Origin of the sequence: Paenibacillus sp. BSR1-1, from assembly GCF_030403775.1 — a bacterium.
Lineage (GTDB): Bacteria > Bacillota > Bacilli > Bacillales > Cytobacillaceae > Neobacillus.
The window spans coordinates 57,782-82,437 of the sequence record NZ_JAQMWQ010000020.1; the positions used below are offsets into that span (position 1 = coordinate 57,782).

The window sequence follows — 24,656 nt, forward strand, 5'->3', positions numbered from 1 at the left end:
GAAAAAAGTCCAATCCCCTTAAAAAAATGTCCAAAGTGCACTCAAAAATGTCCAAAGCATATGTGGAGCAACGATTTTGTGTTTCCATTTATTGGTTAAATAGACAAAGCTATTAAAAAAATAGACAAACCCCTTTAAAAAATAGACAAAGTGCCCTTAAAAATGAACAAAGTACCCCAAAAAATAGACAAAACCCCCAAAAAAATAGACAAAAGCTTCGGCAAAGGGTCACGAGGAGTGATTCCGGCGAGTTTTTTTATACCAATTTGAATATGGTTTGAATTATTCTTTGCGCTAAATCTATAATAAAAAGGAAGTCGCCTTGCTTAACATATTATGGCAATAGATCCCTTCGAATATAAATAGAAATGGTGAACCATGAAAACTCTAACTAAAAAAAAGAAGAAGTCACTAAAACCTGCCCAAATCATCGTGATGTATTACCTGCTAGCTGTGGTTGTCTCGACCATTTTATTAATGCTGCCGATAACATTAAAGGCCAATGCAAAAATAACGTTTATTGATGCTCTCTTTACTGCAGTAAGTGCCGTTAGTGTGACAGGGTTATCTACCATTCCAATCAATGAGGTTCTCAGTGTTCCAGGAACCATTATTTTTGCAATCATTCTGCAATTTGGCGGAATCGGCCTTATGTTTCTTGGAACCATGATTTGGCTTTTAATGGGGAGACGTATTGGAATAAAAGACAAAATGCTCATAATGACGGATCAAAATCTTTTATCTTTTTCTGGAATCATTAAACTTATCAGAAATATTCTGTTCCTATTTATCATCATGGAAGTAATAGGGGGCATAATTTTTGGCATTTATTTTTTAAGATACTTCCCTACCTGGCAGGAAGCTTTTTTGCAAGGTATCTTTGCAGCAGTCAGTGCGGCAACGAATGCAGGATTTGATATTACAGGAGAATCATTGATTCCATTTGCCAACGATTATTTTGTGTTAATGCTGACCATGGTGCTGCTAATCGTAGGAGCGATTGGGTTCCCCGTGCTGATGGAAGTGATTCATTTCTTTAAACATAGAGGGAGAACGCGATATAAATTTTCCTTATTTACAAAAATTACGACCCTGACATTTTTTGGATTGATTGTAATAGGCACGATTCTGATTTATCTATGTGAATATAATCATTACTTTGCCGATAAAACGTGGCATGAAGCTTTTTTCCATTCCCTTTTTTATTCAGTGTCTTCCCGAAATGGCGGGCTGAGTACAATGGAAATTCAGGAATATTCCACAGCTACCCTTTTTATTTTGAGTATTCTTATGTTTATCGGAACCTCTCCAAGCAGTGCCGGAGGGGGAATAAGAACGACGACTTTTGCGATTATGTTATTAAGTGTCTATTATTTCGCTAACGGAACGACGACGATAAAAATTTTTAAAAGAGAAATTGCCACTGAGGACGTCATCAAGTCCTATATCGTCATTGCTACTGCTATGATGCTCTGTTGTGTCAGCACCATTATCCTTACGATTCTGGAACCGGGCTTTTCCTTAATGGAGATTATCTTTGAAGTGGCATCTGCATTTGGAACTGTCGGGCTCTCCATGGGAATCACGGCAAAATTGGGCATTATGGGCAAAATTGTCATTATGGCATTAATGTTCATTGGCAGAATCGGTATCTTTAACTTTTTAATCATTATGGGAGGAAAACCGATTAAAGCGAATTATCAGTATCCAAAAGAGCGAATCATTATTGGTTAATAGGGGGATTTTGAGAGGAGGCGTGAGCGAAGTGGAGATATCCGAACATATTTATGCACGATCAAACCGCCTGATTTTAAGACAGTTTTCACAACAAGATGTTGAACCCTTTTATTTGTACCGTTCGAGTCCTGAAGTGGCTAAATTTCAGTCTTGGGAGAATTACCAATATCACGATGCGGAAGTATTTGTTGAAAAACAATCGAAGTCTATGCCGAATCAACCTGGCACGTGGTTTCAGTTTGCGATTGCCTTAGCAGATACGAATCATTTAATCGGAGATTGTGCACTGCACACACTTTTGGCGGAGCCGCGGATTGTTGAAATTGGCTTTACCCTCGCCGAAGAGCATCAGGGGAAGGGCTATGCCAGTGAAGCGGTGAGAGCGTTGTTGAGTTATGTATTCCAAGATCTTGGAAAACACAAGGTCATAGCTTTTACGGATGTTAGAAACGAAAACTCCATCCGGCTGCTTGAACGTGTAGGAATGAGAAGAGAAGGTCATTTGTTGGAAAACTACATGTCAAAGGGACAGTGGGTGGATGAGTATCAATATGCAATGCTAAGGTCCGATTGGGAGCCAAAGTTAAAACACGAATAAAAAGACCGTTTTTCTAAAAAAACGGTCTTTTTATATGGAAAAATTAATTCTTTTCGAAAGCAAGCTTTATTCCAAAGGCCAAAACAACAAATCCTGAAATTCTTTCAATGGCTCGCTGAGTAGAAGGTTTTTTCATCCAAGAACTGAGGTAATTAATTAAATTCACATACACGATAGACCAAAGGATCGTTAAAACGGTATAAGTAAGGCCCATCATGAGAAATTGCAAAAATGGTTTCATGCCGGCAGATAAAAATTGTGGAAAAAACGTAAGGAATAAAACAGCTATTTTTGGATTAAGAAGGTTCGTCAAAAACCCTTGGCGAAATGGAGACTTATTCTTATATTTCGTTTGATGGCCGTCACCAGAGACGTCTTTCTTTTTCTTGGAAGACCAAATGGATGTTACCCCTAAATAAATAAGGTATACAGCACCAACGTATTTAAAAATAGAAAATAACAAGGCAGATTTTACAAAAATAGCAGAAAGACCAAAAACCGCTGCTGAAGTATGAATAATAAGTCCTGATGAAATCCCAATAACCGTATTAATTCCACCTTTTTTTCCAGAGGTAATGGTGTTTTGGGTGATTAATCCAATATCAGGACCAGGAAGAATAACAAATAAGAGTGACATGATGACAAACAGATAAAAGTGCTCCATAACTAGCCCCCATCTTCATAATTTCTTCTAAGATACCATATACGGGCAACGTTTGGATATCCAATTTTCAGACCTTTTTGAAGTTTTTAAAGTTGTATTTATAGTTTATTTATGAGGGGAAATACTACAGTGGTACTCAAAAAATAAGGAGGAATATGTATGACAATTGTACGTGATATCATGTCAAGTGACGTTAAAGTATGTGCACCACACGCACCAGTTACCGAAGCAGCTAAAATAATGCGTGATGTTAACTGTGGTTCTGTTCCTGTTTGTGAAGGCAAAAAGGTGGTTGGAATGATCACTGACCGGGATATTGTCATAACTTGCGTAGCCGAGGAAAAAGATTGCAAATCAGTTCATTGTCATGATTGTATGACCAGTGAGGTCATTACTTGCTCGCCTGATTTGGATATTCATGAATGTGCTCGCATGATGTCCGAGCATCAAATTAGACGAATTCCAGTGGTTGAAAATGGCGAGATGGTAGGAATTTGTTCAATTGGAGACCTTGCAACCGTAAATATTCATGTTAATGAAGCCGGAGAAGCATTAAGTCATATTTCTGAACAACTCCATTAATTGTTTGTTAAATGCCCCGAAATTTTATGGGGCATTTTTTTATTGCGAAAAAACAATATTAATATAATTAATCTGCTGGTGCGTTTCTTGGAATGTTGTTGATGTTTAGTGAATTTCCACGCTAATCCTTGAACCATTCAATACTATTTTTCATATAATTTAATAGACAAATTATTATAAAATAACAATATTAATAAACAAATTCAGAAGGGAGAATTGAGATGACTAAGGATGAGCTGATTTCAATAATCCGTAAAGAATTAACAAACAATCCCCAGAGAGATAGTTTAGATATTGCAAAAATGTACAATATCCCAACAATTATTGTTCAAATTTATAAAAGATGGTTAATGAAAGAATTAACATAGGGAAAGGCTGTCATTTTGACAGCCTATTGCGTTTGACCATGATAATATAATAACTATAAGGAGGTTTGGAACATGAAAGCAATTCAAGTGACACAATTTGGTGGACCTGAGAAATTAGTATTTACTGACGTTGAGGATGTAGTAGCAGAAAAGGGAGAGGTATGTGTTCGTTTATATGCCGCGGGCGTCAATCCGAGCGATACATACACATTATCAGGTACATATGCGTTTGGTATACCTCAGTTGCCTTATATTCCAGGCTTAGATGGTGCAGGGATTGTGGAGGCGATTGGAGAAGAAGTCACAAATGTTCGTGTTGGTGAACGTGTATTTATTGCGTCCTTAATGGGAAGTAAAAGCACAGGCACATTTGCACAAAACGTAGTTTGTGATGCAAGTTTGGTTCATCCATTACCAGAGCATGTATCTTTTGAACAAGGAGCTGCATTAGGGGTACCTGCATTAACCGCATACCGTGCACTATTTCAACGTGCCTGTCTGAAGCCTGGTCAAACCGTATTTATTCATGGAGCCAGTGGCGGGGTTGGATTACAGGTTGTGCAAATGGCGAAATCTCACGGTGCTAAAGTGATTGGAACAGCAAGTAAGCCAGAGGGTAAAAAGATGGTTCAGCAAGCTGGTGCAGATTTTGTCATTGATCATGTGACAGAAGCAGGGATTGAAGATGTGCTAACCTTAATGGATGGAAATAGACCTGATGTAATTATTGAGTTTTTGGCAAATAAGAATTTAGAAACAGATTTAAAGCTGATTGCACCATTTGGTAAAATTGTCATTGTTGGAAATCGTGGTTCAATAGAAATAAATCCACGTCTTGCCATGCAAAAGGAATGTGATATTTTAGCAACAGCTCTTTGGAATGCACCAAAAGATGAATATGAACAAAGCATTCATGGTGTCATTGGCATGCTGACAAGTGGTGCGCTTCAGCCGATAATTGGTACAACTTTGCCGCTCCACCAAGTGTCGCAGGGCTTTGAACAGCTAGAAAAAGGTATAGGAAATGGTAAACTTGTTTTGAAAATTGATTAATTAGTCTACATAGTTTTAAAGCACACACTCAAGTGCCTTTATTAAAAGGCAACTCTTTTGAAACATTGTGAGATATTGTACTTAAAGTAAAGGGTGCAAATAGTAGAAAGAATGGGAGAAAAACATTCTCTTTTATGCTAGTTTCTATAGTCAATTAAAAGAGGGTTCTCCAAAAGAACCCTCTTTATTGGTAAAATTTTTGGTTTCTAAGCTGTTGCTTGTTCTTGACCAACATCTGCCTAAAGCCCACTTCCATAAGAATAATGGATAGCATAATAAGCATTTCTCCAACAACTAACTGAACTGTAAATGATTCAAAGCCAAACATTACTGAAAAAATACTTCCAAAAGCGCCTTCAAGCATCATAATTAATCCAGCAGTGGTTGCGGAAGTATGCTTTTGAGCTGCAACCTGAACCGTTTGACCAACAAACGAACATATTATGCCCATATATAACAATGGCACTAATGCCACAGACCAATTATTTTCACAAGGGGCTTTTGTTTTTAGTACAAAGTAGGGACTAGATAACAGGCAAAGGGGGATTATTTTCCATAAACTAAAGTAACGACTATTTCTTTATGTTTTTGGACCGTCTTGCTATAATAAATACTACAGTTGTAAAAGTAGGAGGGCTATCATGAAGGATATTCCACAAATATCAGAAGCAGAATATGAAGTGATGAAGGTTATATGGAACTTTGAGCCGATTTCGACTCCTGAGGTAGTGGAGAAACTATCGAATAAGAGTGATTGGAAGCCAAATACCATTCACACCATGCTGGCGCGCCTAGTTAAGAAAAAGGCTTTGCACGCAAGAAAAGATGGCCGAGTGTTTATTTATTCATCACTGGTTGAAAAGCACGAATATGTTGAGCAAAAAAGTAAATCCTTTCTGCAGCAGTTTTTCGGCGGCACGTTAAATTCAATGATATTAAATTTTATTGAAAATGATAAATTGTCGAATGAAGATATTTCGGAATTAAAGGAAATATTATCCATGAGAGACAAGAAAGGGGAAAAATAATGGATACCATGCTGCTGCGGATTTTAGCCAGTACAATCGTGGTATCCCTACTCATTTTCATCATTCTGATAATCAAAAAGCTATTAAACAATCATATGACAGTGAAAGCACATTATCATATTTGGTATTTTCTTTGCATTCCAATCCTTGCTACCTTTTTACCTTGGAGTTATTTACGCCTTGGAGATGGATCCCGCTATTTTAAGAGTTTACTTTTTTTTCATAGAGATGCGCCATCGAAGAGTGAAGGAATGAATGGAGTGGATGCTTCTAAGGCGCCAAACAGCGATTTATTACATGATTTCACGGTATCGGTAAACAAGTCAACGCCCGATTTCGTTTACCACACATTTTTTACAGTTTGGGTCATTGGAGTAGTTCTTTTTGTTGTGGCAGCTGTTTATTCAAACTATCAAATCTATCAGATGAAAAAGTCAGCTGCGGCAGTTCATAACCAAAAGTTAAATGAACTATTAGAAGCGTGCAAAGAGTTGGTTGGGGTGAAAAGAAACATAAGGCTGCGGGAGACCTCTCTTATTACCTCGCCAATTACGGTTGGAATTTTTCAACCCTATATTTTTTTACCAAGTAAAACGGGTGAAGCATTCTCGGTAACTGATTTAAAGTACGTATTTTTGCACGAGCTGTACCATCATAAAAGCAAGGATCTGTTCGTGAATTACGTCATGTGGTTGTTTCGTATTATTTATTGGTTTAACCCGTTCGTTTGGTACGCCTTAAAAAGGATTCGATTCGATCGGGAATTAGCCTGTGATGCTTCCGTTTTAAATCTCTTGGATGAGAGCGGATATATCGAATATGGGCATACCATCATTCGGTTTGCGGATAAGAAATATGATCGTACCCTTGAACAGTTTGCTCCAGGTATAGGAGGCACAAGAAAACAAATCACACAAAGAATTCAGTGCATTGCAAGCTTCTCTAGGGATTCTCTTTTATTGAAATGGAAAAGCAAGGCCATCTGCGCTGTTTTAGGAATTGTTGTGCTATTGCTTGCTCCAATCACTACCGTTATTGCCAGCTCGGATGATGTGTATCGATTTAGCGGCAATAATGCTGTCTATGAAGATCTAAGCTCCTATTTTAAGGGCTACAAGGGAAGCTTTGTTTTATATGATCCTTCTAAAAACCAATATCAAATTTATAATCGAGAGATGAGTGAACAGAGGACTTCTCCTGATAGCACCTATAAAATATATTCTGCCTTATTTGCATTGGAATCCAATGTGATTTCCGCGAATAACAATGAACAGGTTTGGGACGGGAAAATTTATCCCTTTTCAGAATGGAATCAAAATCAAAATTTAGCGACTGCCTTGAGCCGTTCCGTTAATTGGTATTTCCAAAATACTGATCGGAAAGTAGGGAGAAAGCAGCTGCAAGATTATTTTCAAAAAATAAAATACGGGAATGAGGATCTTTCAGGGAATTTGGATAGTTACTGGATGGAATCTTCCTTAAAAATATCACCGATTGAACAAGTCCAATTACTATCCCAATTAGAAGAAAATCAATGGAACTTTAAAGCAGAAAATATCAATGCGGTAAAAAAGGCAATTTTCATCGATGTCCAAAAGAATGGACAGTTGTATGGAAAAACGGGAACCGGCATGATTAATGGAAAGAATGTAAATGGCTGGTTTATTGGCTTTGTCGAAAAAGGTGATGATCGTTTTTATTTTGCCATTAATATTCAAAATAGGAATGGGCAGGCCCAAGGAAGCAAGGCAGCGGAGATTGCTAAGCAGATCCTTCATCATAAAAAGATATATTAATAATTAAACTCCAGAAAGGATTACCCCGCCTTTTTGGGTCTTTTTTGGACTAAATACTACAATTGTAGTATTTTAATATCTTTGTACACGAACTTCCCAATATGAAAGGACTGATGCGCTTTGAAGCAGAAAAGGCAGAAAGATAATATAGGAAAAAACCCAATCCGATGGAGATTGAATGGTCTCTTTTTCATGGTCTTTGTTCTTTTTTCAATCCTGATTCTCCGCCTTGGCGTTCTCCAAATTTTCAAAGGGGAAGCCTATGCGGTTCAGGCAGAGAAGACAGATGTGACGGCCGTCAACTATTCAGTTCCTCGAGGAAAAATATATGATACGAATCATAAGTTGGTGGTCTACAATATTCCGGAAAAGGCGATTGTCTATACACCGCCGAAAAATCCGCAGCCGGGCGAATTGCTTGAACTGGCCAAAAAGTTAAATACCTTTCTGGCCATGACTGATAAGGAGATCAATAAAGTAACCGATCGGGATTTGAAAGATATCTGGCTGCTGGTACATAACAATGGCACGGATTTAATTACAAAGAAGGAGGAGAAGTTATTTAAACAGGAAAAGCTGAATGACAAGGATTTATATCAATTAAAATTAAACCGCATTACAGAAAGCGATCTCCAGGCAATGGACAAAAACCTGGCAGCCATCTATAGGAAACTTTCTTCTGCCATCGCTTTAACTCCGACGATGATCAAAAATGAAAATGTAACAGAGGAAGAATATGCGAAGGTCAATGAAAATCTGGAAAATCTGCCGGGTGTGGATGTCACGACCGATTGGAACAGGGGCCGCACCTATGGGGAAACGTTTTGGAATATGCTTGGGGAAGTAACAAGTGCAGATGAAGGCCTTCCGGCTGATAAGGTAGAATACTATACGTCTAAAGGATACCAACTGAATGACCGCGTCGGGAAAAGCTATATTGAAGAGCTTTATGATGGAGTGTTGCAAGGCCAAAAGGAAAAAGTGAAAACGGTGACAGATACAAATGGAAATGTGGTGAGTACAGAGATTGTATCGGAAGGGAAGAGCGGCAAGGATATTGTTCTGACCATTGATATGGAGTTCCAAACCCAAGTGGAAAAAATTATGCAGGAAGAGTTAGTCAGTGCAATCCAAAAGCCGCATACGGATACGCTTGACACTGCCTTTGTCGTGGCGATGGAACCGAAAACAGGCCGCATTCTTGCAATGTCAGGAAAAGTGTATAACAGGCAGTCACGGGAGTTTACCGATTTTACACCGGGAACCTTCACGTATGCGTTTGAACAGGGGTCCGTTGTAAAAGGGGCCACCGTATTAACCGGATACCAAACGGGTGTCAGGGATTTCGGGGAAATCGAGCTGGATGAGGTCATGCGATTTAAGGGGTCGGGAACCTTTTCCTCTTACCAAGTCATGAACAGAATTAATGAATTAGAGGCATTAGAACGTTCATCAAACGTTTATATGTGGAAAACCGCGATCGAAATTATGGGCGGCAAGTATATCCCCAATGGCACATTAAATATTGATCCCAAAAAAATTGAAACCATCCGCTATTATTTCAACCAATTTGGTTTGGGCATTCCGACCGGAATTGGTTTTCATAACGAAACGGCAGGAATCAAAGGAACCAATACAAGCACCTACTTTCAAATTGCCATTGGACAATTAGATACCTATACGCCGATGCAAATTGCCCAGTATATTACAACGATTGCCAATGGAGGATACCGGATGAAGCCCCAATTGGTGAAGGAGATTCGTGAACCCAATAAGAATGGCACTGAACCGGGCAGCGTCATCGATGAAATCGAACCAATGGTGCTGAATCAGGTAGATATGAGTGAGGAGATGCTAAAGCGGGTTCAACAAGGTTTTTGGCTGGTTACCCATGGTTCCAAAGGAACAGCGAAGGGATATTTTAAAGACGAACCCTACAATGCCGCAGGTAAAACCGGGACATCGGAATCCTATAAGAATGGGGTGAAGACTTGGAATCTTTCTTTTGCTGGTTATGCTCCATTTAATGATCCCGAGATTGCCATTGCCGTTATTGTACCAAATGCCTTCCGTGATGGTTATGCTCAGCCGCACAGTGCAGCTAATATCATCAGCCAGCGGGTTTTTCGGGCCTATTTTGACCTTAACGAAAAAGGAAAGCTAACAACAAAATAATTGACTTTGTATTATTACATGTGTAGTATTATATGCGTAGTTAAATACTACACACGTAGTATCTCGTGTAATCTACTATTACACATGATTCAAATGATAGAAAGGAGGAAATTCTCCCCCAACATTTCGGGGCAGCCAAGGTTATGAAAAGGATATTGAACTTGGGTTAATTCTGTTGGTTAATAGGCTGTTTTTGGAAGGAATGTTGTTTTTTAAACATTTTAATATAAAAGATTTTCATGAAGTACCTCTGATTTAGACACGATTGGGCTCGGATTGCTGAAAGCTGTCCGAATGGACACCTGATTCAGACTTGATTGGGCTAATATTGCTGAAAACTGTCCGAATGGGCCACCACTGATTCAGACTTGATGAGATTAGATTGTTAGAAGCTTGCTATGCTATTTCAGAACATCAAATATTAATAGAAAGAGGTTAAGATCTTGAGGAAAACACATGATATTTTCAGCAAAAATAATTTTATATTTACCCTGCTTTTGCTAGTGGTTGCAATTGTACCCCTTACCGGCTGGTCAATGAGCACCAATAACCATTCTGACAAGCCCGAAAAGGCAGTCAAAAATACACCGGCACATCAAATACACCGTGAGTTTGCAGAACTCGAGAACAAATATGACGCCCGGCTCGGAGTCTACGCTATCGATACTGGTACACATCGGACCATCTCCTATCGGCCTAATGAGCGATTTGCTTACGCATCTACATACAAAGCTCTAGCCGCTGGTGCATTGCTGCAGCATTACTCAATTGATCAACTCGACCAGTTAGTCACATATAAAAGCGAGGACATAGTTTCGTATTCACCTGTTACACAGCTTCATGTAGATACCGGGATGACTCTTCGGGAAGTTATTGATGCTGCTGTTCGGTATAGCGACAACACAGCAGGGAACCTTTTATTAGAGAAGCTGGGAGGCCCTGCGGGATTTGAAACAGCACTTAGGCAGATTGGCGATAAAGTTACCCAAGTTGATCGCTACGAGACAGATTTGAACTCAGCTGTTCCTGGAGACACACGTGACACAAGCACACCAAAAGCACTTGCTGCAAGCCTCAAGGCTTTCGCGGTTAGTGACTTGCTCCCTACTGAAAAGCGCAAGCTCCTGACAGATTGGATGCGGGGAAATGCCACTGGAAATGCATTGATCCGAGCTGGCGCACCAACAGGTTGGGAAGTCGATGATAAGAGCGGGGCAGGTAGCTACGGAACGCGGAATGATATTGCGATTGTTTGGCCGCCGAATAGAGCTCCTATTGTCATCGCAGTCCTATCTAGCCGCGATATACAGAATGCCACCTATGACAATAAGCTAATTGCAGAAGCTGCCAAGGTCGCACTTAACGCTCTGAAGTGAAGGGATAAATAAATATACACATTGCATCAGTGAACAGGCGGTCCACATATCATCAAGAAAATAATTGAAAAGGTAAAAAATTGATCAAAAACCTAGAACTATTTTATGAGCGATCAAAAAAAGGTCTGTTTGGACTACCCGAAGCATAAAAGCTACAATGCTGAAATCAGTTGCTCTTGTTCCGTAACTGAAATATACAATAGAGGCGGCATAAAACAGTGCACTAAAAAAAGAATAAACATCACCGATATTTATGGTTAATGCTTTGTTAAATATTCCAGTTAATATAGTCATTCCAGGTAAACTAAAGGCAATGGAAACAAAAGCTTCTTACCGGGAGTTTCTTTTGATATAGAACCCAGGCAAAGAAAGGAATAATGACTACATATGTTGCTGAAATAAAGGCGTTATTGGAAGGAGTCGTGTACTGAACACCAATGGTCTATGAGGATTGGGGGAATTATTATAGAATTTAATAGTTATTGATTATTAAGGGAGAGAAAATATGGGAGTTATTTCATTTATAAAATACTCTTTGATGATGTTACCTACCTTATTAACATTCACTCTTTTAATAAGGTTTTTTCCAAATACAGGGCTTGGGAGGATAGTAGCTTTTCCAACAATATTTATCGTAAATTCTGTACTAATTATTTTGGGATTTAAAATGACCCGCAATTTAAAGTTTGCAACAAATACTATGATATGGGTTGCAATAATTCTGTTAACAGTAGTCATCACAATGGTCTTTTACCCGCAAGAGTATGGTCCGCATATCATCAAGAAAATAATTGAAAAAGTAAAAAATTGATTAGAAAAAGGTCTGCATTCGAATAACAATGCAGACCCATTTTGTCGTTTATTTTCAATGATAAATGGCTAAAATTTTTGGTTTCTAAGCTGTTGCTTGTTCTTGACCAACATCTGCCTAAAGTCCACTTCCATAAGAATAATAGAAAGCATAATTAGCATTCCTCCAACCACTAACTGAACTGTAAAGGATTCAAAGCCAAACATTACGGAAAAAATACTTCCAAAAGCTCCTTCAAGCATCATAATTAATCCAGCAGTGGTTGCGGAAGTATGCTTTTGAGCTACAACCTGAACCGTTTGACCAACGAACGAACATATTATGCCCATATATAACAATGGCACTAATGCCACAGACCAATTAATAGTAGTAAGCTGTCCATCCTCTACGAAAAAGAAAAAAGCTAATCCCCCTATGGCCTGGACAACCCCAAGCATAAAAGCTACAATGCTGAAATCAGTCGTTCTTGTTCCGTAACCGAAATATACAATAGAGGCAGCATAAAACAACGCACTAATAAAAGAATAAACATCACCGATATTTATGATGAATGCTTTGTTTAATATACCAGTTAATATAGTCATTCCAATTAAACATAAGGCAATGGAAACAAAGCTTTTTACGGGGAGTTTCTTTTGATATAGAACCCAAGCCAAGAAAGGAATAATGACTACATATGTTGCTGAAATAAAGGCGTTATTGGATGGAGTTGTGTACTGAACACCAATAGTCTGTGTAATAAATCCGCCAAAATTAAGCAATCCTGCAATAAGCCCAATTTTAAAGTCCTTAAGGGTCATTTTAATGATCTTTTTATAAAAAAACATAAATACCAAAATAACAAATAGAATGCCTCTGGAAAAATTTATGAATCCCGGAGATACATTTGCATCTAAAGCTATTTTTGTTACAACAAACCCAGAACCCCAAAAAGCCGCAGCTAGCAGCAGTAGCAAGTTTGCCATTGATTTTGTCATTTTCATCTGTTCATTCTCCTGTTCTTATTAAAAAAATCCCGCCTCTTAAAGTAAAGAGGCGGGAACGATCTACTCTCATACAGTTTTCATTGAAAATCCAACGATAATTAGTAACGGAATTGATTTTCCGACACACCCCAAATGGAATTTTGGGGGTTTTTAAGAAGAAAATTTGCTTTCGACTTTCCCAAACAATTCTTCTTTATACACTTTTAATTATATTTAATTTACTAAATTATCTTTATGTAATCAACCTAGAGTTTAAGACTGGGATGGCTGCGGCGATCCTTTTTTGTGTGTGCTTACAGGGCAGAATAGCTAAACAACAGAGGAGATATAATAAATTTAATAATTCCTTTTAGAAAAAGGGGTATTAAAATGACTTTGAAAATTCAGTGGTTGCTTAATATTGTAATGATATTACTCTCGTGGCTTACAATGCCTTTGTTAGGATGGCGGACTATAAGGAGTTTTTTACCAGCATCAATCCTATCTATTGTAATATGTAGTTTGGATGCCCAGATTGGAAAAAAACGCAAATGGTGGTCTTTTTATAATAAACCACAGTCCTTTATTCAAAATGAATTTCCTTTTCTCATAGGTCCAATGTTGGCGATGTCTTTATGGACCTTAAAATGGTCATATGGAAATTTTAAAAAGTTTATTATTTTAAATGCTATTGGCGAAGCAATTTTTGTATCTCCTATTACAAGGGTATTTACAAAATTAAAACTATATAGATTAGTTAAATTTAACGAATTTCAATTCTTTCTATATTTCTTTTACAAGGCTTTTTTCTTATATGGATTTCAATACCTTTTTGAAAAAGGCAAAAAATTGAACAAGGGAAATTAATTATCCCTTTTAGAAATAAGAGATTATAACACATAATGTTTTGGAAAATAGTTGAAAATAATCTCACACAAACATTATAGGGTGAAAAAAATGAATCAAAGCAAAGAAAGATTCACCTCATCAGAGATTGCGAATTTATGGACCCATTATATACGTGAGACAATGGGACTTTGTGTAATCAAGCACATGTTAAATACCATTCAAGACCCTCAGATATATCATGTTTTTCAAACGTCATATGGACTTTGTGAAAAGCATATAAACAAACTGAAGAAGTTGTTTCATCAAGAAAATTTTCCTGTTCCTAAAGGGTTTAATGAAGAAGATGTTAATTTGGATGCCCCACAATTGTTTACGGATCATTTTTGCTTATATTATATTCACACGATGGCAATGCATGGGAGCCAATCTTACAGTCTGGCATTTACCCTTTCGATTCGCCAAGACCTTAGAAATTTTTATTATCAATGTAATATAGATACAATGGATTTATATAACCAATCCATTGAGGTACTTATAGCAAAAAAACTTCTTGATAAACCGCCTTATTATTCAACACCAGATAAGATTCATTTTATCAATACCCTTGATTATGTAACTGATTTATTAGGCAGCAAAAGAAGCATGAATTCTATTGAATGTGGTAATATCTATTTTAATATAGAGAAAAGCTTAATCACAAAAGCATGTCTTATCGCCTTTAAACAAGTATGTAAAGACAAAGCGATAATTAAGTTTTTAGAAAAATGTCTTAATGCAGCAAATAAACACATTGGGACCTTTACAACGTTATTACTTAAAGAAGACCTTCATTTACCTCGTACCTATGCCACAGAAATAACAAATTCAAATGTTGCACCATTTTCTGAAAAACTAATGCTGTTTCATTCGGGATTTTTATTTGCTGCAGCAATATCCTATTACGGTTCTGCTGCGATTTATAGTATGAGAGCAGATATTGTCATGCAATGTGAAAAGGCTATCATAGATGATTTGCTCATATATAGTAGTTTCGGTAAATTAATCATTAAACGAAACTGGATGGAGCAGCCCCCTAATGCTGATGACAGGAAAATCATTAATAACTGAATATAGATTTACTTACAAAGACAAAACGGTGATCCTATTCAAATAACGGGTGCATTCCTTAAAGATATGGCTGCTTATTAAGGCAGCCTTTTCTTAGTGTGCCAGGCATGGCAACTATCTAGGTGGTGAAAGTCCACAATACCTTTTTTAGAAAAAGCAAATTTTATCAAATATGTTAAGTTCACACGAATACACCATGTTATCGTTGCAATGATTTATTCTACAATAATCTATGGTTATCAAATGATTTATACAAAACCTAATTCAAAAAACTTGGGATTGTTTATTAAAAAAGGGCTCAAATTATGAGTGCTTTTTATATTTTTAGCTAACATTCCCTTTCGCACAACATATATCAATAAAGTAACATTTCTTATTAAAGAAACGGGTAGCAATAGTTGAAGATCCTGCTGCCATTTTGGCGGCTTATTTTTTTGTTAAGGCAACAGGCAGGTTAGTTGAAATACGCAAAAAAATCCCATTCCCATGAATGGGTAAATTACTTTTTAAATTCAATTTTTCTAGCGCAGTAGCTGGCATTATACAAATAAAAAATATAAATTCCGAGTTGACAGATTGGAAAAGTTTATTTATATTAACAGTATGAAAAAATTATTAATTATGAATTGTTTGTATTCATTGCACCTTTGCCATAATTAAAATTTACAGAGTCTATCAGTCAACTGAAGGCTCCAACTCTTAGTATTTAGCTAAGAGTTGGAGTTTTTTTATTATAAAATATCCCCAATTATTTCAAGATATGTTAAAGTTTAGTGATTTTTTTGCTAATTAAACCAAGTTATCATATAGGAAAAGTTATATAAGGGGGTGGCATTTAATAGGTGTGACACCGTAAACAAATGCTATTCAGATAGAAAAGTAAAAGATTGTTTATTCTACATTTAAAAGGAGGAGAAGGATCGTGGGTGTTTCAGTGGAGTCATTGAATAAATCATTCATTAAACAGCATAAAAAAACCCAAGTATTACAAAATGTAAATTTCCAAATAAAACAAGGCGAATTCGTAACCGTTATCGGACCGAGCGGATGTGGTAAGAGTACACTATTGAAGCTTATTGCGGGTCTTGATAACGAATATGAAGGATCTATTAAAATCAATAACCAAGAAATTGCAGGGCCAGGCATCAAACAAGGATTTGTTTTCCAGGAACACCGCCTCTTCCCTTGGCTGACGGTGGAGAGGAACATTGCAGCTGATTTATCCCTCAAAGACCCTAATGTCCGTAAAAGAGTGGATGAACTCATTGAAATTGTAAGATTGAAAGGATTTGAAAAAGCATATCCAAAGGAGCTTTCAGGAGGGATGTCACAACGGGTGGCGATTGCTAGAGCATTATTGAGGGATCCAGAAGTACTGCTGCTGGATGAACCGTTCGGTGCACTTGATGCCTTTACCCGAACACATTTACAGGATGTGCTGTTAGATATTTGGCAACAGAAAAAAACAACTATGATTCTAGTTACGCATGACATTGACGAATCTATTTATCTTGCTGATCGAGTCGTAATCATGAGTGCAAGACCAGGTCAAATCAGCAATATTATTCCCATCGATTTACCGCATCAACGTAAAAGAGCGAGTAAGTCATTTCAGGAATTTAGACAAAAGGTACTAAGTGAATTTGAGAAAGTAGAAGAACTTCAGTTGATTGAAGGCTCAGGTATTTAAAGGAGGATGGAATAGATGTTTAAAAAGTTTAAGGTTTCTTTATTAATAGTTACAGCCATTATGATAGGGATTTTATCGGGATGCTCATCAAAAACGACAACAGCGAATACAGCTGCAGGAAAGAAAGGAAACCTGACAGTAAACATAGGAATCCAACAAAGCTTGGGACCGTTATTGATTGCCAAGCAAAAAGGTTGGTTCGAAGAAGAATTTAAAAAGGTTGGTGTAAAAGTAAACTGGACAGTATTCCAAAGCGGTCCACCGCATTTCGAAGCAATGGCAGCTAATCGATTGGACTTTGGTGCAGTTGGCAATTCACCTGTAATTGCAGGGCAGGCAGCAAATATTCAGTTTAAGGAAATTGCAAGTTCTAGCGATGGGCTTAAAGGAAACGCGATTCTTGTTCGTAAAGACAGTCCGTTAAAAACATTAAAGGATTTAAAAGGGAAAAAAATTGCAGTGGCAAAAGGAAGCAGTGGATTCAATGTACTGTACCGTGCTTTGGAAAAAGCTGGTTTGAAGCCTGGTGATGTAGAAATTATCCAATTGCAGCCAGATGAAGCACAGCCGGCGTTTGAATCAGGAGCAGTTGATGCTTGGTCCATCTGGGAGCCTTTTGTTTCACTACAGACTTTAAAGAAAAACGCAAGAATACTAGCAGATGGTAAATCATTGAATGTTTATTCACCGGGATTCGTCATTGCACGTACAGAATTTGCTAAAGAGCATCCTGATCTTGTTGTCCGCTTTCTAAAAGTATACGAAAAAGCGCGTTTATTTGAAAAAGAGAACCGTGACGATGCAATCGATTTGTATGCAAATGCTAAAAAAATTGATAAGGATGTCATAAGCAATGTACTCGAAAATAATGAATCTCTTAATCTTCCAATATCTGAAGACATCATTAAAGCACAGCAGGAAACAGCAGATTTCCAGTATTCTCTTAAAGCAATTACAAATAAAATCGATACATCAAAGGTAGTCGATAATTCGTACATTAAGAAGGCATTAAAGGAACTGAAGGAAGAAAAAACGAAGTGAGGTGGTTTTGAGATGAGCAAAGCAAAACTAGCATTTCCATCGGAAAATTTGGAGAGTAAATTTAGGAATCCTGCAGTTACGAAACAGACGAAGAGCACTAAATTCCAAGGCTCTGCATTAATAATGGCACGCGGCTTGGTGTTACCCATTATTATAGTAGTTGTATGGCAGTCGGCAGGATCGCTTTTACATGTATCTAATACGATATTACCTACACCTTTAGATATTTTTCAGTCCTTTCTGGAATTAGCTAGAACAGGTGAATTATTTGGGCATATAAAAATTAGCGTTTTTCGTGCTTTCATCGGATTTATATTAGGTGCAAGTTTGGGTCTTCTATTTGGGACGTTAACCGGCCTTTCTAATAAAGCAGAGCATTTTGTTGATCCTTCATTGCAAATGTTACGAACCGTGCCCCATTTAGCATTAGCACCATTATTTATTCTATGGTTCGGTTTAGGAGAATTATCAAAGGAATTGTTAATTGCACTAGGAGCATTTTTCCCCCTATATGTAAATACATTATTGGGCATTCGCGGAGTGGATAAAAAATTATTTGATGTAGCACGCATTTTGGAATTTAGTAGATGGAATCAAGTAACCAAACTAATTTTTCCGGCTGCTCTCCCCAATATTTTACTTGGGGTTCGCCTATCCTTAGGTGCTGCTTGGCTGGGATTAGTGGTTTCCGAATTGATGGGGGCAAGCGAAGGAATCGGCTATTTGATCATGGATGCAAGACAATTTACCCGCACCGAGGTTGTTTTTGTCGGAATTATTATCTTCGCTCTTGGCGGTAAATTAGGTGATTCGCTTGTTCGTGTATTAGAGTCAAGATTCTTAAAATGGCGTGATAGTTATCAGGGAGAAAATGCTGCTTAAACATTCATGGGGTTAAGGGAATAAAAGAAGATTGCTAGTGTTTAAACGATGGAATTACTAAAACTTTAAGGATTAATCTAATTACTATTATTTTGTCCTAAAAAGAGGAGAGATGTTTATGTCAAATATCGTTATTATTTCTGGCAGCCCTACTACTTTATCTCGTTCGTCTGCTATCTCTGCATTTTTGGAAAGTATTCTTATAAAGGAAGGAAATCAAGTAAGTACGATTACTGTCCGTAATCTGCCTCCAGAAGATTTAATATATGCAAATTTTAATAGTCCAGCCATTCAACAAGCAAAATTGCTAGTGGAACAAGCAGAAGCAGTGATCATTGTAAGTCCAGTGTATAAGGCGAGTTATCCAGGAGTTTTAAAAACCTTTTTAGATTTGCTCCCTGAAAAAGGTCTTGAAGGTAAAATCGTATTTCCAGTTGCAACCGGAGGTACTTATGCGCATCTTTTATCACTTGAATACTCATTTAAGCCTCTCTTATCCGTTCTTGGTGCAAGAGAAAGTGTAGAGTCTGTATATATGGTAGATTCACAATTTACCTATTCTGGAAAAGAGATTACTTTTGTAGATTCTGAAATTGAGCAAAGGCTGAAATCTGCTATCGGCCAATTACTGGGACGATTGCAACGAAAAGAATTACAAGAAATTCGATAAACAAAAAATGAACGATATTTAGTTAAAAAAACTAATAACATAAAGGGAGTGTAAAAATGGAAGTATTATGGTTCATTCCAACTCATGGTGACAGCCGGTATTTAGGAACAACAAAGGGAGGACGCTTGGCTGATTTTTCTTACTTTCGTCAGATCGCTCAAGCGGCTGATCGACTTGGATATACAGGGGTATTAATTCCAACAGGAAGATCGTGTGAGGATCCATGGACATTAGCGTCATCATTGGCTGCTGTAACAGAAAGATTGAAATTTTTGATTGCTGTCCGGCCGGGAATAATGACTCCTTCTGTTGCAGCGAGAATGACTTCCACAGTGGATCGCATTTCGGATGGACGTCTTCTAATTAATGTCGTCACGGGTGGTGATCCAGTAGAATTAGCTGGTGACGGAGTATTCCTTTCTCATGATGAACGTTACGAAGTAACAGATGAATTTTTAACGGTCTGGCGTAACCTTTTAGAAGGAAAAGAGGTTCAATTTGATGGGAAGCACGTGAAAATTGAAGGCGGGAAACTGCTTTTTCCACCTGTTCAGCATCCGCATCCTCCTATCTATTTTGGCGGTTCATCGCCAGCTGGCCAAGCAGTTGCGGCAAAACATACAGACGTTTACTTAACATGGGGAGAACCTCCTGCACAAGTGGAACAAAAAATAAAAGAAGTTCGCCGTTTAGCTGAACAAGAAGGAAGAACAGTACGATTTGGCATCCGATTACACGTAATCGTAAGAGAAACGGAAGAAGAAGCATGGGAAGCGGCTGATAGTTTAATTAAATATGTAGATCAGGAGACGATTGAGGCAGCACAACGTACTTTAGCCCGTCAAGATTCTGTTGGGCAGAAGAGAATGATGAAGCTGCATAAGGGTGGAAGAGAGACGCTGGAAATAAGCCCGAACCTTTGGGCAGGGGTTGGTCTCGTTCGTGGTGGTGCTGGAACAGCACTTGTGGGAAATCCAACACAAGTGGCGGAGAGGATGAATGAATATTCTGCGTTAGGTATCGATACCTTTATTTTATCCGGATATCCACATTTGGAAGAAGCATATCAATTTGCAGAGTTAGTATTTCCGCATTTACCGTTGAAAAAAAGAGACACTATTAACACCACTCAACTAAACAATCAGCCTATTGGAGAAATCATTGCTAATCAATTAGTTCCTGAAAAAGTTTAAAAATATATATTAGTGAAAAGGGAGGAGGACATAGACCTCTTCCTTTTGTTATAAATAACAATATATATTTCTGCAAGTAACGTGTGCTTGATTTTAAGAAAGGGTTGCTGAGGTGATCCTTTTTTATTGTACTAATGGGGCAGGTTAGTACAATAAGAAATAAGACTAGCTTGTTTAACCTTTAAGCTAGTCTTTATACTACCCATATTTTTAAAAGTGGTAGTCATGGTTGTGTTCTTGAAATTAATAAAAAGTGTCCGAACCTTACAATTTGATTCAACGTGGATTGACCGATGTCTTTAGGAACGACGACCGGTGCCGCGACGACCAGTGTTGCGACGACCAGTGTTGCGACGACCAGTGCCGCGACGACCAGTGCCACGACTAGTGCCACGACCAGTGCCACGGCCAGTGCCACGACCAGTGCCACGGCCAGTGCCACGACCAGTGCCACGGCCAGTGCCACGGCCAGTGCCACGGCCAGTGCCACGGCCAGTGCCACGACCAGTGTCACGACCAGTGCCACGACCAGTGCCACGGCCAGTGCCACGACCAGTGCCACGACCAGTGCCACGACCAGTGCCACGACCAGTGTCACGACCAGTGCCACGGCCAGTGCCACGACCAGTGCCACGGCCAGTGCCACGACCAGTGCCACGACCAGTGCCACGACCAGTGCCACGACCAGTGCCACGGCCAGTGCCACGACCAGTGCCACGACCTTTGCGGGAATAAGGGCTTTGATGCATAAAATCGCCTAATCCAATTTTTTCAGCTTCTTTAATTGCTTCTTGGATCTCTAATGCTGAATATCCATTCAATGAAAACACCTCCTTTTGTTCTTACATAACTGCATGAAAGAGAAATGAACCTTTCATTGTTACATCGTATGGTACGAGCTTTTTTTTGAATGAGACAGGCGTTTATAATTTAAATAAATATTTTCCGAAAAATGACTACTTTGTGAAATTTTTTACTTAAACTATCGGGATGCTTGAGTCCAAAAAATAAAAGCGTGGATAAACCCACGCTTTTAACATTAGATGTGTTTAAAAGAACGTAATCTTTCATTCATTTGCCAATCTATCATTTGGCAAGAAGAAGGCAAGAATGGAACCCGCTAATGGAAGCAGGGAAAGGATCGTAAAAACGGCAGCTACGCCAAAGACATCTGAAATGCCTCCCATGAAGACAGAACCAATCCCGCCAGCCCCAACACCGAATCCAATCGATAGACCAGAAGCCAACCCAATATTTTTAGGTAACATGTGTTGCATATAAACAACACTTACTGAAAAAGAAGAAAGAACGCAAAATCCGAAAAATAACAGATCAATAATTGACAATACCCCATGTAAATAGGGAAAAATAATGGCAAAAGGCGTAGCAAGTAACATAGAGGTGACAAGTAATCGTTTCATCCCTATTTTGTCCGACCAAATCCCGCCAAAAAAAGTACCAAGTGCCCCTGCGCCAACAAAGACAAAACTAAGTATTTCGGACTGTTGGATCGATAAATCATGCAAATAGAAAGGTAAAAAGATGACAACTCCTATTTGGCACCAGGAACGTAAAATGATGACGCCGCAAAGTATGGCTGCTCCCATTATATTGTTGGTTCCTTTTAATTCCTTTTTACGAATAACATTGGATGACTGTAATTTTTGTCCTAACCATGGAAGGATTTGTCCAGTCAAAAAGATAGAAAGGATGGCGACAGGGATGAGCCAAAGGAGTCCGTGGATTCCCGAATGTGTGACATAAACGGAAACTAACAAAGGACCGAAAGCTTGTCCAGAATTACCACCTACTTGAAAAATGGCTTGAGCCAATCCCTTTTTAGAACCGGCAGCAAGATGGGTCCCGCGAGAAGCTTCGGGATGAAAGGCACCGGAACCAAGTCCTGAAATAGAAATAAAGAATAGCAGCCATGGAAGTGATGGTGCAAGACCAGTTAAGGCTAGACCCATAATGGAACAAAAAACGCCTGCCGGAAACAGCCAAACTCTAGGTTTGCGATCCGCTAACATCCCGAAAAGAGGCTGTGAAACGGATGATGTTAAATACGAGAGTAAAACCACTAAAGTAGACTGGGTGTAATTCAAATGAAAAAAATGTTTGTATAATACCACTAAAGCTGGAACCATTCCCGTGGTCACTAAATCATTCAAAAAGTGTGCTCCAGAGAAAGTATAAACAGCTCGACGAAAAAGAGGTTCTTCACTTTTGACCATTGGTTGGGGCGCTGTTGCCAACGTAAACATCTCCTCTTAATGAAATATTTTAATTTATATAAGAAATAGTTAATTTCATTGTACCACGAGCTTGCTCTAGCAATTGGTTTCTTCAAACTAAAATTGCCTTCCGTTCTATCCATTCACTGTAATTTATATCATTTTCAACAAGTTCTCTAATAGCTTCATACTCTATCATTTTTTGAGTATATGTCAGATGAATTTAAGTGTAAAGTCCAGACAAAAAGGAGTGCCATCAAAGGCACCCCGTCGACCTTAATCAAATACTTTTTTGCTAGGAGTTTTTCTACTCACAATCGGATGCTTTGAATGAACTTTTATTTACTGTGAAATCACCATTTGCATTCCTAGTGAAGTGGACAGTCATCCGAATAAAGAAGGTAGGAGCTCCATGTGTCCCCACTACTTTTAAGTCCATCACACTGGTGAATTCTTCCGGAAACGGTGGTCTAAAGTTTTGTTCTGCATTGTTTACTTGAATAAGACGGTAACGAGCTCCCGTTGTAGCACCAATTCCTTGAGAACCTTGGGTGTTCAGATGGTTGGTAATATGCTCACCACCATTTTTATCGAATGTCTCAGTTATAATAAAATGCAATACACCCGAAAAATTGACTATTTCTCCGGTACATGGATTTTCTAATCCAAAATTGTCCGGTATTCTTATATTAACAACGTTTGCCATTTTCTTACATCCCTTCTACTATTTTTAGGTCAGATCTTTAATAATCAAACCTATTAATATAGTATTAGTGTTTTCTATTAATGTAAGAGCATTTGTATCAGTAATTAAGCAATTTTTTCCTTATATTGTATAGAGGCGAAACGGGGCTGTTTAGTGGAAAAAGGAATTTACATACGTAGTAGAGAATATATGGAAAATACATATAAATTTAAAAAGGTTGGGGTTAAGGAGTTAATGTTAGAATTTTTATTAGTTGCATTAATATTATCATTTTTTGGGTTTCATAAGGTTTTCATCGTAGGTATAAAGGAATTACTTAACAAAGAGGTTACAAAAACTAGTTATTATCTTATTTTTGCTTTGATTGGAGTTCTTTATGATTTTATAAAATTATTTAAATAACCCATTATTACAATGGCAAATTGTTTTATTGGAGGCGGAGCTCCTGTTGTTGAGCAATTTTCTTCAAAGCCAAAAAGGCGGTGGAAGTGATGAGTTTCGCTTCATGGTTTGCTATAGGCATTGGGGTAGCAGTCGCGATAGGTCTATTCGGTGGTAAATCAAAACGGAAGAAAAAATAAAGAGGCACTCGAAAATGAGTGTTTTTTTCGTTAAATAACATAATTGATTTGCGGTTCTGAAGGGGCAAGATATGACTATATATGTGCCTTCCCGTAGTAGACAATTGATAAAGGAGAATTTCCCTGCTATGTTTGATTACTTAAATAAAGCAAGATTAATAAAAGATGATATAAAAAAGATTTTTCTGGTATGAGACTGATTCTGTTTACAAGTATTCTCCCAATCTAAATCGAGTGCATGCTGATACCACAACAACTCATGTTCTTTATTCAAAAAAGAGGGATATAGTGATAGTACCTTTGAATGAGGTAGCGCAATACTTAACAGGAAGCTCCCCATACAGTAATTTCCTTACTTACGTTGAAGAAACGATTAAGCAAAATTCTTAAATTATAAAGGTATCACCTAAAAGAATCATTTCCTTCGACATTCTTCTAACGTATTTTGAGAGAAGAAATAAGGATGGATGCGGGCAGAAGCCCAAGTTAATTAAACGTCTGATTAAAGGCGAAGAATCGGGAATCTTATTGAATTCTGTCAGTTATTTGA

Annotated in this window: 22 protein-coding genes and 3 pseudogenes; 19 read left to right on the forward strand and 6 right to left on the reverse strand. The window is 38.0% G+C overall.

Features of this window, described 5'->3' with window-relative positions:
• Positions 1–378: 378 nt before the first annotated feature.
• Together PH210_RS22440 and PH210_RS22445 are read left to right on the forward strand one after the other, a co-directional pair.
• On the forward strand, positions 379–1,734 hold the full coding sequence (locus tag PH210_RS22440) for a TrkH family potassium uptake protein (RefSeq protein WP_289988585.1): 1,356 nt from the start codon (positions 379–381) through the stop codon (positions 1,732–1,734).
• 31 nt (positions 1,735–1,765) lie between these two features.
• Positions 1,766–2,335, forward strand: a complete 570-nt coding sequence (locus tag PH210_RS22445) for a GNAT family N-acetyltransferase (RefSeq protein WP_289988586.1) — start codon at positions 1,766–1,768, stop codon at positions 2,333–2,335.
• A gap of 43 nt (positions 2,336–2,378) precedes the next feature.
• Here PH210_RS22445 and PH210_RS22450 read toward each other — a convergent pair whose 3' ends face one another.
• Positions 2,379–2,999, reverse strand: a complete 621-nt coding sequence (locus PH210_RS22450; RefSeq protein WP_289988587.1) for a LysE family translocator — start codon at positions 2,997–2,999, stop codon at positions 2,379–2,381.
• Positions 3,000–3,158: 159 nt separating this feature from the next.
• Between PH210_RS22450 and PH210_RS22455 the strand changes: the two genes are divergently transcribed.
• From PH210_RS22455 to PH210_RS22465, 3 genes are all read left to right on the forward strand, one after another.
• Positions 3,159–3,581: a CBS domain-containing protein gene (locus PH210_RS22455; RefSeq protein WP_289988588.1), complete on the forward strand. Its 423-nt coding sequence runs from the start codon at positions 3,159–3,161 to the stop codon at positions 3,579–3,581.
• 221 nt (positions 3,582–3,802) lie between these two features.
• A complete protein-coding gene (locus tag PH210_RS22460; RefSeq protein ID WP_289988589.1) occupies positions 3,803–3,949 on the forward strand; it encodes a hypothetical protein in 147 nt (48 codons plus the stop codon).
• Positions 3,950–4,021: 72 nt separating this feature from the next.
• The gene (locus PH210_RS22465; protein ID WP_289988590.1) at positions 4,022–5,002 is read left to right on the forward strand and encodes an NADPH:quinone reductase; all 981 of its coding nucleotides are present in this window, start codon (positions 4,022–4,024) and stop codon (positions 5,000–5,002) included.
• 184 nt (positions 5,003–5,186) lie between these two features.
• Here the strand turns inward: PH210_RS22465 and PH210_RS22470 are convergent.
• A pseudogene (locus tag PH210_RS22470) lies at positions 5,187–5,555 on the reverse strand (EamA family transporter); the annotation flags it as partial.
• Positions 5,556–5,643: 88 nt separating this feature from the next.
• Between PH210_RS22470 and PH210_RS22475 the strand changes: the two are divergent.
• The 5 genes from PH210_RS22475 to PH210_RS22495 all read left to right on the forward strand — a co-directional run bounded on the left by PH210_RS22475 (position 5,644) and on the right by PH210_RS22495 (position 12,188).
• Positions 5,644–6,030, forward strand: a complete 387-nt coding sequence (locus PH210_RS22475; RefSeq protein ID WP_289988591.1) for a BlaI/MecI/CopY family transcriptional regulator — start codon at positions 5,644–5,646, stop codon at positions 6,028–6,030.
• Positions 6,030–7,826, forward strand: a complete 1,797-nt coding sequence (locus PH210_RS22480; RefSeq protein ID WP_289988592.1) for a BlaR1 family beta-lactam sensor/signal transducer — start codon at positions 6,030–6,032, stop codon at positions 7,824–7,826. The genes PH210_RS22475 and PH210_RS22480 overlap by 1 nt, the downstream gene beginning before the upstream one ends.
• A 120-nt stretch (positions 7,827–7,946) precedes the next feature.
• Positions 7,947–10,001, forward strand: a complete 2,055-nt coding sequence (locus PH210_RS22485) for a peptidoglycan D,D-transpeptidase FtsI family protein (protein ID WP_289988593.1) — start codon at positions 7,947–7,949, stop codon at positions 9,999–10,001.
• A 461-nt stretch (positions 10,002–10,462) separates the two neighbouring features.
• On the forward strand, positions 10,463–11,377 hold the full coding sequence (gene bla / locus PH210_RS22490; protein WP_483312139.1) for a class A beta-lactamase: 915 nt from the start codon (positions 10,463–10,465) through the stop codon (positions 11,375–11,377).
• A 505-nt stretch (positions 11,378–11,882) separates the two neighbouring features.
• Positions 11,883–12,188, forward strand: coding sequence for a hypothetical protein (locus PH210_RS22495; RefSeq protein WP_289988595.1), 306 nt, complete (start codon positions 11,883–11,885; stop codon positions 12,186–12,188).
• A gap of 68 nt (positions 12,189–12,256) precedes the next feature.
• Here the strand turns inward: PH210_RS22495 and PH210_RS22500 are convergent, their stop codons facing one another.
• A complete protein-coding gene (locus PH210_RS22500) occupies positions 12,257–13,171 on the reverse strand; it encodes a DMT family transporter (RefSeq protein ID WP_289988596.1) in 915 nt (304 codons plus the stop codon).
• Between the two features lie 372 nt (positions 13,172–13,543).
• Between PH210_RS22500 and PH210_RS22505 the strand changes: the two genes are divergently transcribed.
• The 8 genes and pseudogenes from PH210_RS22505 to PH210_RS29985 all read left to right on the forward strand — a co-directional run.
• Complete coding sequence (locus tag PH210_RS22505; protein ID WP_289988597.1) at positions 13,544–14,020, forward strand: hypothetical protein; 477 nt, start codon at positions 13,544–13,546, stop codon at positions 14,018–14,020.
• Positions 14,021–14,110: 90 nt separating this feature from the next.
• Positions 14,111–15,109, forward strand: coding sequence for a DUF3231 family protein (locus PH210_RS22510; RefSeq protein WP_289988598.1), 999 nt, complete (start codon positions 14,111–14,113; stop codon positions 15,107–15,109).
• A gap of 922 nt (positions 15,110–16,031) precedes the next feature.
• On the forward strand, positions 16,032–16,799 hold the full coding sequence (locus tag PH210_RS22515; RefSeq protein ID WP_289988599.1) for an ABC transporter ATP-binding protein: 768 nt from the start codon (positions 16,032–16,034) through the stop codon (positions 16,797–16,799).
• A gap of 15 nt (positions 16,800–16,814) precedes the next feature.
• Entirely contained in the window at positions 16,815–17,840 is a 1,026-nt protein-coding gene (locus tag PH210_RS22520; protein ID WP_289988600.1) for an aliphatic sulfonate ABC transporter substrate-binding protein, read from the forward strand.
• Positions 17,841–17,852: 12 nt separating this feature from the next.
• Entirely contained in the window at positions 17,853–18,722 is an 870-nt protein-coding gene (locus PH210_RS22525; RefSeq protein WP_289988601.1) for an ABC transporter permease, read from the forward strand.
• Between the two features lie 118 nt (positions 18,723–18,840).
• The gene (gene ssuE / locus PH210_RS22530) at positions 18,841–19,392 is read left to right on the forward strand and encodes an NADPH-dependent FMN reductase (protein WP_289988602.1); all 552 of its coding nucleotides are present in this window, start codon (positions 18,841–18,843) and stop codon (positions 19,390–19,392) included.
• A gap of 56 nt (positions 19,393–19,448) precedes the next feature.
• Positions 19,449–20,585: an FMNH2-dependent alkanesulfonate monooxygenase gene (gene ssuD / locus PH210_RS22535; protein ID WP_289988603.1), complete on the forward strand. Its 1,137-nt coding sequence runs from the start codon at positions 19,449–19,451 to the stop codon at positions 20,583–20,585.
• Between the two features lie 448 nt (positions 20,586–21,033).
• Positions 21,034–21,336 (forward strand): annotated as a pseudogene (locus PH210_RS29985) (hypothetical protein); the annotation flags it as partial.
• Here PH210_RS29985 and PH210_RS29935 read toward each other — a convergent pair.
• The 3 genes and pseudogenes from PH210_RS29935 to PH210_RS22550 form a co-directional block, all read right to left on the reverse strand.
• Positions 21,335–21,415 (reverse strand): annotated as a pseudogene (locus tag PH210_RS29935) (hypothetical protein); the annotation flags it as partial. The pseudogenes PH210_RS29985 and PH210_RS29935 sit on opposite strands and share 2 nt — an antisense overlap.
• Positions 21,416–21,652: 237 nt before the next feature.
• On the reverse strand, positions 21,653–22,819 hold the full coding sequence (locus PH210_RS22545; RefSeq protein WP_289988639.1) for an MFS transporter: 1,167 nt from the start codon (positions 22,817–22,819) through the stop codon (positions 21,653–21,655).
• Positions 22,820–23,126: 307 nt separating this feature from the next.
• Entirely contained in the window at positions 23,127–23,525 is a 399-nt protein-coding gene (locus PH210_RS22550; protein WP_289988605.1) for a hypothetical protein, read from the reverse strand.
• Between the two features lie 153 nt (positions 23,526–23,678).
• Between PH210_RS22550 and PH210_RS22555 the strand changes: the two genes are divergently transcribed.
• Positions 23,679–23,927: a hypothetical protein gene (locus tag PH210_RS22555; RefSeq protein WP_289988606.1), complete on the forward strand. Its 249-nt coding sequence runs from the start codon at positions 23,679–23,681 to the stop codon at positions 23,925–23,927.
• Positions 23,928–24,656: the final 729 nt, after the last annotated feature.